This window comes from Stappia sp. ABD4_338, from assembly GCF_056312175.1.
The window spans coordinates 3,689,782-3,703,083 of record NZ_CM149982.1 but is presented as its reverse complement, the minus strand read 5'-3'; the positions used below and the strand labels follow the sequence as shown (position 1 = coordinate 3,703,083).

Annotated in this window: 12 protein-coding genes and 1 pseudogene; 2 read left to right on the top strand and 11 right to left on the bottom strand. The window is 67.4% G+C overall.

What is annotated here, in order from left to right; all coding sequences use genetic code 11:
• Positions 1-120: 120 nt before the first annotated feature.
• The 9 genes and pseudogenes from ACYX4S_RS16640 to ACYX4S_RS16600 form a co-directional block, all read right to left on the bottom strand.
• Positions 121-1,110, bottom strand: coding sequence for a tripartite tricarboxylate transporter substrate binding protein (locus tag ACYX4S_RS16640; protein ID WP_293720183.1), 990 nt, complete (start codon positions 1,108-1,110; stop codon positions 121-123).
• Between the two features lie 323 nt (positions 1,111-1,433).
• The gene (locus ACYX4S_RS16635) at positions 1,434-2,282 is read right to left on the bottom strand and encodes a fumarylacetoacetate hydrolase family protein (RefSeq protein WP_293720185.1); all 849 of its coding nucleotides are present in this window, start codon (positions 2,280-2,282) and stop codon (positions 1,434-1,436) included.
• 28 nt (positions 2,283-2,310) lie between these two features.
• Positions 2,311-3,057 carry an SDR family NAD(P)-dependent oxidoreductase gene (locus ACYX4S_RS16630; protein WP_422067577.1) on the bottom strand — a complete coding sequence of 249 codons (747 nt, stop codon included), beginning with the start codon at positions 3,055-3,057 and terminating at the stop codon, positions 2,311-2,313.
• Between the two features lie 118 nt (positions 3,058-3,175).
• Positions 3,176-3,985 (bottom strand): GntR family transcriptional regulator, encoded by an 810-nt coding sequence (locus ACYX4S_RS16625; RefSeq protein WP_476361002.1) that lies wholly within the window; start codon positions 3,983-3,985, stop codon positions 3,176-3,178.
• Between the two features lie 45 nt (positions 3,986-4,030).
• A complete protein-coding gene (locus ACYX4S_RS16620) occupies positions 4,031-4,465 on the bottom strand; it encodes an NAD-binding protein (RefSeq protein ID WP_476362884.1) in 435 nt (144 codons plus the stop codon).
• Positions 4,439-4,933: pseudogene (locus ACYX4S_RS16615) on the bottom strand (NAD(P)-dependent oxidoreductase); the annotation flags it as partial. The pseudogene ACYX4S_RS16615 and the gene ACYX4S_RS16620, both read right to left, overlap by 27 nt.
• Before the next feature lie 76 nt (positions 4,934-5,009).
• Positions 5,010-5,987 carry a D-erythronate dehydrogenase gene (denD, locus tag ACYX4S_RS16610; RefSeq protein WP_476361001.1) on the bottom strand — a complete coding sequence of 326 codons (978 nt, stop codon included), beginning with the start codon at positions 5,985-5,987 and terminating at the stop codon, positions 5,010-5,012.
• Between the two features lie 84 nt (positions 5,988-6,071).
• Positions 6,072-7,889: an IlvD/Edd family dehydratase gene (locus tag ACYX4S_RS16605; protein WP_476361000.1), complete on the bottom strand. Its 1,818-nt coding sequence runs from the start codon at positions 7,887-7,889 to the stop codon at positions 6,072-6,074.
• Between the two features lie 416 nt (positions 7,890-8,305).
• Positions 8,306-8,950 carry a DsbA family protein gene (locus ACYX4S_RS16600; protein ID WP_476360999.1) on the bottom strand — a complete coding sequence of 215 codons (645 nt, stop codon included), beginning with the start codon at positions 8,948-8,950 and terminating at the stop codon, positions 8,306-8,308.
• 282 nt (positions 8,951-9,232) lie between these two features.
• Here ACYX4S_RS16600 and ACYX4S_RS16595 point away from each other — a divergent pair, with 282 nt between their 5' ends.
• Entirely contained in the window at positions 9,233-9,562 is a 330-nt protein-coding gene (locus ACYX4S_RS16595; protein ID WP_476360998.1) for a helix-turn-helix domain-containing protein, read from the top strand.
• Between the two features lie 167 nt (positions 9,563-9,729).
• A complete protein-coding gene (locus ACYX4S_RS16590; protein WP_476360997.1) occupies positions 9,730-11,451 on the top strand; it encodes a SulP family inorganic anion transporter in 1,722 nt (573 codons plus the stop codon).
• On the opposite strand, the gene modC is transcribed toward ACYX4S_RS16590, so the two are convergent.
• Together modC and modB are read right to left on the bottom strand one after the other, a co-directional pair.
• Positions 11,448-12,590, bottom strand: a complete 1,143-nt coding sequence (gene modC, locus ACYX4S_RS16585; protein ID WP_476360996.1) for a molybdenum ABC transporter ATP-binding protein — start codon at positions 12,588-12,590, stop codon at positions 11,448-11,450. The two genes, ACYX4S_RS16590 and modC, sit on opposite strands and share 4 nt — an antisense overlap.
• Positions 12,587-13,282 carry a molybdate ABC transporter permease subunit gene (gene modB / locus ACYX4S_RS16580; protein ID WP_293719313.1) on the bottom strand — a complete coding sequence of 232 codons (696 nt, stop codon included), beginning with the start codon at positions 13,280-13,282 and terminating at the stop codon, positions 12,587-12,589. The genes modC and modB overlap by 4 nt, the downstream gene beginning before the upstream one ends.
• Positions 13,283-13,302: the final 20 nt, after the last annotated feature.

Genomic DNA, 13,302 nt, shown 5'->3' with positions numbered 1-13,302 from the left:
GGTTGCGAGGCACGGCGAGCCGCCGGACATCCGGCGGCCCTGCTCCTTGCGCGCCGGCGGTCGCCGGCCGCGTGTCCGCAGGGCGCGGAACCTCCCCGCCCTGCGGATGGCCTCGCGGGCCTACTGCTTGGCGAGACCCGCCTCTTTCATCACCATGCCGAGGTTCTCGTCGTCCTGGGCGATGACCTTGGTGGCCTCCTCGGACCCGGCCCACCGCATGCCGAAGCCGCGGCCGGTCATGAAGTCGCGATATTCCTCGCTGTTGTAGGCCTTCTCGACCGCCGCCTCGAGCTTGGAGTGGACGTCCTCCGGCAGGCCCTTGGGCGCGACGATGGCGCGCCACACGGCCAGCGTCCAGTCGGAGCCGGTTGCCTCCTTCAGCGTGGGGACGTCGGGGAACATGGCCTGGCGCTCGGCCGACATGGACGCGAGCGGACGCACCTTGCCCGCCTCGATCATCGAACGTCCCTCGGCAAGGGAGGAGGGAACCATGTCGACACCGCCGGCGACCATGTCGGTGATGCCCGCGGCCGCACCCTGGCTCGGCACGAAGGTCACCTGGTCGGCTGCGAGGTCTTCCGACAGCATCCAGCCGGCAAGGCCAAGGTGCCAGATGCCGCCCTGGCCGGTTCCCGATGCCTTGAACTGGCCCTTGGGAGCTTCCTTGATCGCGGCGAGCAGGCTGGCCGCGTCCTTGTACTCGGAATCGGCGGAGACCATGAGGCCCGCCGGGTCGGCGTTCACCATGGCGAGGATGTCGAAGTCCTTGTAGGTGAGGTCGGTCAGGCCCTGCCAGTGCATCATGTCGATCTCGATCGTCATGACGCCGAGCGTGTAGCCGTCCGGCTTGGCGGTCGCGATGGCGCTGTGGCCGACAACGCCCGACCCGCCGGTGCGGTTGACCACGTTGACCGGAACGCCGAGCTCCTCCTGCAGGATCGAGGCGAAGACGCGGCCGACCGCGTCGGTGCCGCCGCCCGCGCCCCACGGCACGATCATCTGGATCGGGCGGGCCGGGTAGTCGGACTGCGCCATGGCCGGAACGGAGGCGGCGAATGTCGCGCCGACGGCAAGTGCCGCCACGGCGCCCAGGAATTTGCGTTTGTTCATGGTTTCCTCCCAATGGATTGTGTCGCGGTCCTCGCGGATCGCCATGTCGGGAAGGGCGGGGCGCCCGGATGCAGATCCCCGGCCTCGCCGTCCCCGCGCATCCGTCCTGTCCTCCCAGGCAGGACGGGCGCGTTCCTCTCGCATGTCGTTTCCAGACATGCTCCCCGGGCCGCCGTCGGGCCGTCCGGGGTGGTGTTCCTGCAGGCGCCGCAACAGCCGCGCCCGAGCCTTTCGTGCCTCTGAGCCCTTTGCGCCAATGTATACCTAGGTGCCGGAAACACGACGGCCCGGCCGGGGTGCCGACCGGGCCGCGAGGCGTGTTGTCAGGGCTTCGCCGCGACGACCGTCTGGCGCTGGCTGCCGAGTCCTTCGATGGCGAGCTCCATCACGTCGCCCTCCTTCAGGTACTGCGGCGGCTTCATGCCCATGCCGACGCCCGGAGGCGTGCCGGTGGAGATGACGTCCCCCGGCATCAGCGTCATGAACTGCGACAGATAGGAGATCACGTGCGGCACGTTGAAGATCAGCGTGTTGGTATTGCCGGTCTGGCGCCGCTCGCCGTTGACGTCGAGCGTCATGTCGAGGTTGTGCGGGTCGGACAGCTCGTCACGGGTCACGAGCCAGGGGCCGAGCGGGCCGAACGTGTCGTGGCTCTTGCCCTTGGTCCACTGGCCGGAACGCTTGGTCTGGAAATCGCGCTCCGACACGTCGTTCATGATCGAGAAGCCGGCCACGTGATCGAGGGCGTCAGCCTCGCTCACGTATTTGGCGCGCTTTCCGATCACGATCGCCAGTTCGACCTCCCAGTCGAGCGCCTTGGACCCGCGCGGCATCTCCACATCGTCGTTCGGGCCGCACAGGGCGTTGATCGCCTTGGCGAAGATGATCGGCTCCTCCGGCGGCTCCGCGCCGGTCTCGGCCGCGTGGTCGGAATAGTTGAGGCCGATGCAGATGATCTTCTGCGTTCCGCCGACGCACGGGCCGAGGCGCGGGTTGCCCTCGACCGCCGGCAGGCTCGCGGGATCGAGCGCGGCGATCCGCGCCAGCCCCTCGGCCGAAAGCACGTCGCCGGAAAGGTCGGCGACGGTGCCCGAGAGATCGCGGATCGACCCGTCGGCGGCGAGCAAGCCCGGCTTTTCCTGCCCTGCCGGGCCGTAACGCAACAATTTCATGTCTCTTGTCCTGTGTGGTGAGAGAAGATCAGTAGACGGCGCGTCCGCCGGAAAGGTCGAACACGGCGCCGGTCGAGAAGGAGCAGTCCTGCGACGAGAGCCAGGCGATCATCGCGGCCGCCTCGTCCGGTTCCAGGAACCGCTCCATGGGGATCTTCGACAGCATGTAGTCGATATGCGCCTGTGTCATCTGGTCGAAGATCGGCGTGCGCGCGGCCGCCGGGGTCACGCAGTTGACCAGAATGCCCGCCTTGGCAAGCTCCTTGCCGAGAGACTTGGTCAGAGCGATCAGCCCGGCCTTGCTCGCCGAATAGTGGGAGGCATTGGGATTGCCCTCCTTGCCGGCGATCGAGGCGACATTGACGATCCGCCCGTAGCCGCGCTTCATCATGCCCGGAACGACCGCACGGCAGGTGATGTAGGGGGCGACCAGGTTGACGTCGATCGTCCGGCGCCAGACGTCGGGCTCGAGTTCCCAGGTCACGGCATTGCCGCCGGTGATGCCGGCGTTATTGACCAGAATGTCGAGGGCGCCGGCCGCCTCGGTTGCCTCGGCCACGGCCGTCTCGTCGGTCAGTTCCACGATCCGGCCGCTTGCCTTGCCGGGCGCGATTCCCTCCAGCTCGGCCACCGCCTTGTCCATGGCGGCCTGGTTCACGTCCCAGACGACCACCTCGGCCCCGCTTTCGAGAAAGCGGCGCGCGACCGCGAGCCCGATGCCCTGGGCCGCTCCGGTGACGACGGCCCTGCGGCCCTCGAGATCGATCCTGTTCATTGAAACGCCTTCCTCCCTCGGCGTGAGATTTGACTGCTCCGACACTACGCTCAAGGTATACATTGTGAAAGGGGGCAATTGGCGTTTTTGCACTCACACGGGTCGTCCGACCCGTTCCTCAGACGCCGGACGGCAGTCCGCCGGGGCCGCTGAGCAGCGATACCAGCAGCGCGTCGGCCCGGTCGCGGTGGCGCTGGTGCAGCCGGGTTGCCTCCGTCACGTCGCCGGCGCGGATCGCGGCCAGGATCTCCCGGTGCTCGGCATCCGACTGGACGGGAAGCGGGCGCAGTTTCTCGATCGCCTTGCGTGCCCTGTACTGCATGTCCCAGAGCTGGCGGAGCATTCCCGTCAGGCGCGGATTTCCGCAAAGCGCGACCAGTTCGGAGTGGAACAGGTCGTCCAGTTCCGACCACTGGGCGATGTCGACGCGCTTCGTCGCCCGTTCCATCTGGGTCAGGATCGCGTCGAGGCGCTCGTGGTCCTCGTCGGAGATGCCCCGGCGTGCGGTGAGCTGGGCGGCCTTGACCTCAAGGGTCGAGAAAACCTGATAGATCTGCTCGATCTCTTCCAGCGACAGTGCCTTGACGGTGATGCCGTGGCGCGGCCGGACCTCGACCAGCCCCTCCTCCTCGAGCCGGATCAACGCCTCGCGCACCGGCGTCCGGCTGAGCGACAGCAGGCTGGCGACCTCGGTCTCGAGAAGCGTGGTGCCGGGCGGCAGCCGGCCCTCGAGAATACGGAAGCGGAGCTCGTGATAGGCGCGTTCGCGCGCCGGCATCTTCGCGATTCCCTGCAGCGTCGGGCGGGCACGCACGCCGCCGGTGAGATCGAGCGTGCGCACGAGGTCCCGACGCGGAGCCCTCCTGCGCGAGGGGGCAGAGGGACCCCCTGCCTCGTCCTTGTCCGTGCCGCTCTTGCCCTTCGTCACCCGAGCCCCCGATCTGCCGCGTGACGTGCGCGCGTGCCGCGTCCGTCACTCCACTCCGTTGAGCCTGCCGATGATCGCCGCGATCTCCGGCAGGTAGTCGTCGCCATGTCCCAGCGCTTCGGCGGTGGCGTACCCGTTCTTGACCGCCGAGGAAAGGTAGGAGGCGATACCGCTTTCGTTGGCAAGGCTTGCGACATAGCGCATGTCCTTGTGCGCGTTGCGCAAGGCGAAGCGGTGAGCGTTCTTGTCGCCGTCGGCCACATACCGCATGAAAGTCTGGAAGAAACCGCAGTCCATGCGGCCCCCGCTGATGACGTCGCGAACGGTGGCCGCGTCGATGCCGTTGCGGGCGCCGATCGCCAGCGTCTCCGCGTAGAGCGCGCCGTATCCGAGCGACAGGAAGTTGTTGAGAAGCTTCATGGTGTGCCCGGCGCCGAGTTCTCCGACCCGAAGGACCTTCGTCGCGAAGCAGGAGAGCAGCGGCTCGATACGTGAAAACAGCGCCTCGTCCGCGCCGGCCATCACGTCGAGAGCCCCTTCCCAGGCCTCCTTCGGCGTGCGCGACAAGGGCGCGTCCGCCATCTCGCCGCCGGCCTCGGCGACCCGGGCGGCCAGCGCGCGGGTCGAGACCGGATTGGAGGTGCTGCAGTCGACGATGATCTTGCCGGAAACGCCCGCCTGAAGAATCTCGCCGACGATACGCTCGACTTCCGGACTGCCCGGCAAGCAGAGAAAGATGACCTCGCTGCGCCGGGTCAGGTCGGCGACGTCGGCCGCCTCCACCGCGCCGCGCCCGACGAGATCCTCCACCGGGGCCCGGTTGCGATTGCCGATGATGGTGAGGGGATGCCCCTTTTCCACCAGGTTCTTCGCCATGCCGTGTCCCATCAGTCCGACGCCGATGAAGCCGACCGCCGCCTTGTTCCCCTGTTCGCTCATCTGTCGAAGGCCCTCCCAAGCCGTCTTGTCCGGTAAAGGCGCGCCGCCCGGTGCGGCGCGCCTTTTTCCTGGTTATCCGCTCTGCTCAGCCGCCCGCCTTCTCGCCGGCGATATGGGCGCGGATGATGCTGTCGAAGTCCGCGTCGGCCTTGAAGCCCACCGACACCGCGCGCTCCGCGTTGAAGTCGCGCGGCCAGCCTTCGACGATCTTCTCGATCTGCGGATCGCGCTCGCGGCGGATCAGCTTGACGACCTCGGGTCCGGCCACCCGCTCGAGCGCCTCGATCATTCCGGCGACGGTGACGGAGAGCCCCGGCATGGTGAGCGCGCGGCGCGCGCCGAGAACCGACGTGTCCATCGACCCCGCGTGCAGCAGGAAGCCGACCGCGGCGGCGGGACTTGCCACCCAGTGCTGGACGTCGTCCTCGACCGGCAGCACCGCCTCGATGCCGGCCAGCGGCTCACGGATGATGCCGGAGAAGAAGCCCGACGCGGCCTTGTTCGGCTTGCCCGGCCGCACCACGATGGTTGGCAGACGGATCGAGATGCCGTCGATGAAGCCCTTGCGGCTGTAGTCGGAGACCATCAGCTCGCCCATGGCCTTCTGGGCGCCGTAGCTGGTGAGTGGCGCGGAAAGGAACTCGTCGCCGATCTTCTCCGGGAAGGGGGCCCCGAACACGGCGATCGACGAGGTGAAGACGACGCGCGGCGCGTAGTCCGGCCCATGGGCGCGGATCGCTTCGAGAAGGTAGCGTGTGCCATCCAGGTTGATGGCGTAGCCCTTCTCGAACTCGACTTCCGCTTCGCCCGAGACGATCGCCGCGAGATGGAAGATCACGTCCGGTTTGCTCGCCACCAGCGCCTTGACGTCGGCCTCGCTGGCCACGTTTGCCGTGCCGAGTTCCAACGACGGGCCGCCGTCGCGGGCCGTGAGCCCCGGACTGACGACGTCGACGGCGTGCAGGGTCGAGATGGTCTTGCCGCCGAGCGAGCCCTCGGCGATGAGATGTTCCGCAAGCTTGCGGCCGACCATTCCGGCCGCTCCGATAATCAGGATGCGCATGGGCGCTCCGGTCCTCCCGTTGAAAGCCCGCCGGGGCGGGCCGCGTGTCCGGCGGACCAGGGTCCGCCGGGGTTCATGCAGATATCAGTGGTTGTCACGCGGGACGGGAGGAATCGACCCGTCCGCGCTGCCTTGTGCAAGTCTCTGGTACTTCACCGCGGGCTCGAGGACCATGCCGGTTTCCATCTGCCCGACGACGGCGCGCTGGATCTCCTGCCACGGGGTCTGGTGCGGCGGATAGGCATAGCCGCCCGCGGCCTCGAGCGCCTCGCGCCGCGTGGCGAGTTCCTCGTCCGGGATCAGGATGTTCGCGGTGCCCTTGTTGAGGTCGATCCTGACCCGGTCGCCGGTCCGCAGCAGGGCGAGCCCGCCGCCGGCCGCGGCTTCCGGCGATGCGTTGAGGATCGAGGGCGAACCGGACGTGCCGGACTGGCGTCCGTCGCCGATGCAGGGCAGCGCCGTGATGCCGCGCTTGATGAGGTAGTCGGGCGCGCGCATGTTCACCACCTCGGCGGCGCCCGGATAGCCGATCGGGCCGGCGCCGCGCATGAACAGCATGGTGGTCTCGTCGATCTCCAGCGCGGGATCGTCGATGCGCGCGTGATAGTCCTCCGGCCCGTCGAAGACGACCGCCTTGCCCTCGAAGGCCATCGGGTCGTCCGGGTTTTCCAGGTAGCGATTGCGGAACTCGTCGGTGACGACCGAGAGCTTCATGATCGCGGATGAGAACAGGTTGCCTTTCAGCACGCGGAATCCGGCGGCCTTCTTCAGCGGCTTGTCGTAGGTCCGGATGACGTTGGCGTCGAGAATCTCCGCGTCGCGGCAGTTGTCTCCGATGGTTTGCCCGTTCGCCGTCATGGCGTTCTCGTTGATGAGTCCCTGCTCCATGAGCTGGCGCACAACGGCGGGAACGCCGCCGGCGCGGTAGAAGTCCTCGCCGAGATACTCGCCCGCCGGCTGCATGTTGAGCAGAAGCGGGATTTCCTCGCCATAGGCCTGCCAGTCGTCGATCGAGAGGTCCACGCCGAGATGGCGGGCAAGACCGTTGAGGTGGATCGGGGCATTGGTCGAGCCGCCGATGGCGGAGTTGACCCGGATCGCGTTGATGAACGAGTCCCGCGTCATGATGTCGGAGGGCTTGAGATCCTCGTGCACCATCTCGACGATCCGGCGTCCGGTGCGCCACGCCATTTCCTGGCGGTCGCGGTACGGGGCGGGGATGGCCGCCCCGCCGGGCAGCTCCATGCCGAGAACCTCGGTCAGGGAGTTCATGGTCGAGGCCGTGCCCATGGTGTTGCAGAAGCCGGTCGAAGGCGCGGAGGACGCGACGAGCGCGACGAAACCCTCGTAGTCGATCTCGCCGGCGGCCATCATCTCGCGGGCCTTCCACACGATGGTGCCCGAACCGGTGCGCTGGCCGCGGAACCATCCGTTCAGCATCGGGCCGACGGACAGTGCGATGGCCGGCATGTTGACCGTCGCGGCCGCCATGAGACAGGCCGGCGCGGTCTTGTCGCAGCCCACCGTCAGCACGACACCGTCCAGCGGATAGCCGTAAAGCACCTCGACAAGGCTCAGATAGGCCAGGTTGCGGTCGAGGGCGGCCGTCGGGCGCTTGCCCGTCTCCTGGATCGGATGGACCGGAAACTCGATCGCGATGCCGCCCGCCTCGCGGATGCCGTCACGCAAGCGCTTGGCAAGCTCCAGATGATGACGGTTGCAGGGTGACAGGTCGGAACCGGTCTGGGCGATGCCGATGATCGGCTTGCCCGATTGCAGCTCTTCCTGGCTGAGACCGTAGTTCAGGTAGCGCTCCAGATAGAGCGCGGTCATGTCGGGATTGTCGGGATTGTCGAACCATGCGCGTGAACGCAGGCCCGGCTTGCTCGGCTTGGTGCTCATGGGATCTCCGCCAGTTCGGCTGCGGATGGGGTCCATCCGTCGCTGAGCATCAATGTATACAAAAGAATTCGGTCTGAAAACGCCTGTTGCACGGAAAAAGGGCAAGGGGGCCGGCTGGTGAAGGCCGGGCGCGGTTGGTGCAAACCCGGCTTTCGAGTGGGGTCGCCGGCGCGAATTGCATCTTGCGCAGCGGAAGGTTGCTCCGGTCCGGGCAGCGTCATGCGCTGTCTGTGGATACGTTGTTAAGGTAGCTCCGGGTGTGGAGAGGACTTTGCGTTGGCGGCCATGCAGCCGCCGGGGCGTGACCAAGTCGGGAGCGCCGAATGTGCATCCTGTCTAGCGGCTCTTGGTGAAAATGGCGAGGGTGCTTGCATCGATCCGCGCGATGTCCTCGTACAACGCGCGGAATGTGCCGGCTACCAGCCGCCGGTTTCGATCCAGGCTTCCATCATCGCCATGCGGTCGGCGCCCCAGAACGGCTCGCCGTCGACGATGAAGAAGGGCGAGCCGAAGATGCCCCGGGCGACGGCTCCTTCTGAGATTGCCTTCACCCGCGCCTTCAGGGCGGGCTCATCGAGGGCGGCGCGCAACCGCTTCTGGTCGATCCCGAAGCCCGCGCCGAGCCCCGCCGCCTGGTCGGCGTCGGACGTGTCGAGGTCGCCGCTCTGGTAGACGCGCCGAAACACCTCGCGCGCAAAGGCGCGCGCCTGGTCGGGATCCGCATCTTCCAGCGTGTAGTAGGCGCGGGTCGCGGCAAGCGCGATGGCGGGGTGTCCGGGAGGTGGCGAGAAGGCGATGCCACGGGCGCGGGCGAGCCGGGCCCAGTCGCGGGCGGCGTAGTCCTTCTTAAGGGGCGTGGAGGAAAGGCCCTGTGCGCCGGTCTGGCGAAACGCGGTGCCAAGCAGAAAGGGGCGCCAAAGAACCGACCGGTCGCACCGTGCCGCGAGCGCGTCGATCTCCATCGCCGCGAAATAGGCATAGGACGAACCGAAGTCGAACCAGAACTCGATTGCGCCGCCGGCGTGCTCTTCCGCATTCCCATTTTCATTTCCCTGCGGCAAGATTGTCCTCCATGGGGCGTAAATGCGATCCCGTCGAGTTTCGCCGAACCAGCCTGGGGTGCAAGGGAGACGACGCGCAACGGAGCTTGTCTCACGAAGGCCTGAGCGAAATGGCTTCATGTGACGTGATGTTTTGTATTTAAGTATTGATATTTCAGATATCATCATGTACGATTTTCATATCTTAATTAATGCTTGAAAGTTGACTTGAGCAAGCTCGTCCGCTAGCCGATTGAGAGTTGGCCGGGAGTTCGCGCAGGCCCGGTTCGAGGAACAGGACACATGATTACCGCTGCCCAGATGAGGGCTGCCAGGGCTCTGCTCGGCATTGATCAAAAGACGCTTGCCGAGCGGGCGGGCGTTTCGGTGCCGACGATCCAGCGCATGGAATCGAGCCAGGGCCAGGTGCGCGGCGTGGTCGATACGCTCGCCCGCGTCGTCGAGGCCTTGAACCGCTCGGGCGTGGAACTGATCGGCGACAATGCCGCGAGCCTGTCGGGTGGCCGCGGGGTGCGCCTGATCGAGGCGGCGCCCGCAAGGCCCTCGCCTCCGAACCCCTTCGCGCCGCGCATGGTTGGTGGCGATCCGGAACCCGGAGCCGCCAACGACTGACATGCGGACGGGTTTCGTGTCCCTGTCCGGGCGCCTGTGGCCAGCCTCCGCACGCGGGTCTTCATCCGGGACCGGCGCCCTTGCGTGCGGACCGGAATGACGTTCGGCACGGTCCTGGACATATCGCGACCCGGGGAAGCCGAGAGGCTTCCGGAAAAAGGGACCCCATGAGCCTTCCTTCCTCCTCCGCCCGGACAGCCTCTGGCGATGATGCAAGCTTCGCCGCGCTGTTTACTCCCAAGTTCATCACCGTCCTTCGCGAGGGCTACAGCGGAGCGCATCTGCGGGCCGACGCGCTCGCCGGACTGACGGTCGCGATCGTCGCACTGCCGCTGTCCATGGCGATTGCCATCGCGTCCGGCGCGACTCCCGCGCAGGGTCTCTATACGGCGATCGTTGGAGGCTTCTTCGTCTCGCTGCTCGGTGGCAGCCGGTTCCAGATCGGCGGCCCGGCCGGGGCCTTCATCGTTCTGGTCGCGGCAACCGTCCAGCAGCACGGCATGGACGGCCTGATCCTCGCGACCTTCCTCTCGGGTCTTATGCTCGTCGCGGTCGGATTCCTGAGGCTTGGAACCTATGTGAAGTTCATTCCCTATCCGGTCACGGTCGGCTTCACCGCGGGCATTGCCGTGATCATTTTCGCAAGCCAGCTTAAGGAACTCCTCGGCCTGACGCTCGATGGACCCGAGCCCGGCCCGCTTCTGGAAAAGCTCCCTGTCCTGCTGGACGCCCTGCCGGGCGCAAGCCCGGCCAGCATGGGGCTCGCGGCGGCGACGGTCCTGGTCATCCTGGTGCTCAAGCGCTGGCGGCCGCACTGGCCGGGCCTTCTCCTGGCCGTGGTCGGCGCGGGTGTCGTCGCCTATGGCCTCGACCTTCCCGTGGCGACGATCGGCACGCGGTTCGGCGGTATCCCGTCCGGCATCCCTCTGCCGGCGCTTCCGGACTTCTCCTGGTCGAAGGTGGTGGACGTTTTGCCCAGTGCCGCGAGCTTTGCGCTCCTCGGTTCGATCGAGTCGCTTCTCTCGGCCGTCGTGGCCGATGGCATGACGGGGCGCCGCCACCGCTCCAACTGCGAACTCGTCGGCCAGGGCGTGGCCAATGCGGCGTCGGCGTTGTTCGGCGGCTTTTGCGTCACCGGCACCATCGCGCGTACCGCGACAAACGTGCGCTCCGGGGCGCATGGGCCGGTCGCGGGCATCCTGCATTCCCTGTTCCTGCTGGCTTTTATCGCGGTGGCCGCGCCACTGGCCAGCTACGTGCCGCTCGCCTGTCTCGCCGGCGTGCTTGCGGTGGTCGCCTGGAACATGATCGAACGCCATGCCATCCGCACGCTTGTCGCGAGTTCGCGTGGCGAGACGCTGGTGCTTCTCGTCACCTTCGGCCTGACGGTTTTCCGTGATCTGACCGAGGCCATCGTGGTCGGCTTTGCGCTGGGCTCCGTGCTCTTCATCCACCGCATGTCGCAGGCGGTCGCGGTGGAGCGCCACGCGCCCTTCGTGGCAGAGGACAGGGCGGATGACGCGGGCGACGCCCGTGCGCCCTACGACGAGGCGGAAACAGCGGATCCGGACATCGTGGTCTACCGCATCACCGGAGCCTTCTTCTTCGGGGCGGCGGCGTCCATCGGGGCGGTGCTTGAGCGTATCGCCGACACCCACCGTGTTCTGGTCCTGGACCTGTCCGCCGTTCCCTTTCTCGACGCGACGGGCGCGAACACCATCCGGGGGCTTGCCGACAAGGCGGTGCGTCGCGGTGTGGTCGTCGTGCTGTGCGGGGCCGGGGCAACCGTGCGCCGCGACCTTGCGGCCCACGGCGTCGCACCGCCGCGCGTGAGCTTTTCCGACAATGTCGCGGATGGCATCGCGGCGGCCCGCGAGAGTCTCGCCTAGGAAGTCATCTCCGGTTCGGCGAGCCAGACATCGCCTGGTGCCACGGCAACGGATTTCAGGATCGCGTGGCACGAAAGGCCGGGGGCAAGGGCCAGTGCATCGGCCGAGCGGCGGGTGACGCGCGCCATCAGGTGATCCTGCGCGCAGGCCAGACGAACGACGACGCCCGGGCCCTCGCCCCGCTTCAGGTCGGTGATCGTCACGGGCAGGATGTTGAGCGCCGAAAGCCCGCTGGGCGCCTCGCGCGCCAGGATCACGTCGTGGGCCTGGATGCGCACGCGCACACCCGTTCCCACCGGCGCCTCGATCCTGGGCAGCAGCAGTCGGCCGCCGGTGAGACGCACTTCACTCAACCCGTCGGAGTGCTGGGCGACGATCGTCCCGGCGACCACGGCACCCGCGTCGCGAACACCGAGCGAGGGAACGGCCCGGGGATCCGTGAGGACATCGCCGGGTGACCCGCTGCGCACGACATGGCCGCCGTCGACAACCACCACGGTTGTCGCGAGGCGGGCGACCTCCGCCACCGAATGGCTGACATAGAGGATCGGAACCCGTGCCTCGCGCGTCGTGCGGTCGAGAAACGGCAGGATTTCCTCCTTGCGCGCCTCGTCGAGCGCGGCAAGCGGCTCGTCCATCAACAGCATGTCGGGAGCGCTGAGCAGCGCCCGGCCAATCGCGACACGCTGCTTTTCCCCGCCCGACAACGTCATCGGGCGCCGGTCCAGCAGGTGGGAAATGCCGAGCATTTCCACGACGCGGGAAAAGCCGCCGGCGGCATCCTGTGGCCGGCGCCCCGCGCGCGCCGCGAACCAGCGCCCGTAGGTGAGATTCTGGCGCACGTCGAGATGGGGGAACAGGCGCCCATCCTGGAACACGTAGCCGATGCGGCGGCGGTGCGGGGCCAGCATCACCCGGCTCCGGCTGTCGAACAGCGTTTTCCCCGAAACCCGGACGTGGCCCTCTTCCGGCTTCAAGAGGCCGGCGAGGGCGTTGACCAGCGTGGTCTTGCCCGAGCCGGAACGCCCGAACAGCGCCGTCACGCCATCCGGCGCGGTGAAGCTCATGTCGAGGGCGAAGCCCGGAAACCGGTGGCGCACGGCGATGTCGAGCGCTGGCGGGGTCTGCGAAACGCTCATGAGCCGCGGATCCGGCGCGCCACGGCCCGTGCCATCCACTCGGAGGCGAGCAGGGCGGTCATCGCGATGAGGATGGAGACGATCACGAGGCGCGCGGCGGGACCCTCGCCGCCGGGAACCTGCAGGAAGGCATAGATCGCCGAAGGCAGCGTCTGGGTTTCGCCGGGAATGTTCGACACGAAAGTGATCGTTGCACCGAACTCGCCCATCGCCTTTGCAAAGGCGACAATGGCACCGGCGATCACGCCGGGCAGGATCAGCGGCAGCGTGACGGAAAGAAACACGAGGATGCGCGAGGCACCGAGCGTCGAGGCGGCTTCCTCCAGCTTCGGATCGACCGCCTCCACGGCAAGGCGGATGGCGCGCACCATGAGCGGAAAGGCCATGATGCCGGCGGCAAGGGCCGCGCCGGTCCAGCGGAACGCGAAGACGATGCCGAAGGTCTCAGCCAGAAAGGCTCCGACGGGACCACGGCGCCCGAAGGTGAGCAGAAGGAGATACCCGGTGACGACCGGGGGAAGGATCAGCGGCAGGTGCACCAGTCCGTTGAGGATCTGCAGCCCCGGCATGCGCGAGCGGGCGAGCACGACGGCAACGCCGATGGCAAGCGGCAGGCTCACCAGCGTGGCCCAGAACGACACGCGCAGCGACAGCAGCACCGCGTTCCACTCGTCCGGGCCAAGCCATGTCATTGGTCTTTCGTCGCCTCGCC

Bases quoted from the DNA above. Each gene is read 5' to 3' on its own strand.
- ACYX4S_RS16640 (WP_293720183.1), bottom strand. From the start codon at position 1,110: ATGAACAAACGCAAATTCCTGGGCGCCGTGGCGGCACTTGCCGTCGGC.
- ACYX4S_RS16635 (WP_293720185.1), bottom strand. From the start codon at position 2,282: ATGAAATTGTTGCGTTACGGCCCGGCAGGGCAGGAAAAGCCGGGCTTG.
- ACYX4S_RS16630 (WP_422067577.1), bottom strand. From the start codon at position 3,057: ATGAACAGGATCGATCTCGAGGGCCGCAGGGCCGTCGTCACCGGAGCG.
- denD (WP_476361001.1), bottom strand. From the start codon at position 5,987: ATGCGCATCCTGATTATCGGAGCGGCCGGAATGGTCGGCCGCAAGCTT.
- ACYX4S_RS16605 (WP_476361000.1), bottom strand. From the start codon at position 7,889: ATGAGCACCAAGCCGAGCAAGCCGGGCCTGCGTTCACGCGCATGGTTC.
- ACYX4S_RS16595 (WP_476360998.1), top strand. From the start codon at position 9,233: ATGATTACCGCTGCCCAGATGAGGGCTGCCAGGGCTCTGCTCGGCATT.
- ACYX4S_RS16590 (WP_476360997.1), top strand. From the start codon at position 9,730: ATGAGCCTTCCTTCCTCCTCCGCCCGGACAGCCTCTGGCGATGATGCA.
- modC (WP_476360996.1), bottom strand. From the start codon at position 12,590: ATGAGCGTTTCGCAGACCCCGCCAGCGCTCGACATCGCCGTGCGCCAC.
- modB (WP_293719313.1), bottom strand. From the start codon at position 13,282: ATGACATGGCTTGGCCCGGACGAGTGGAACGCGGTGCTGCTGTCGCTG.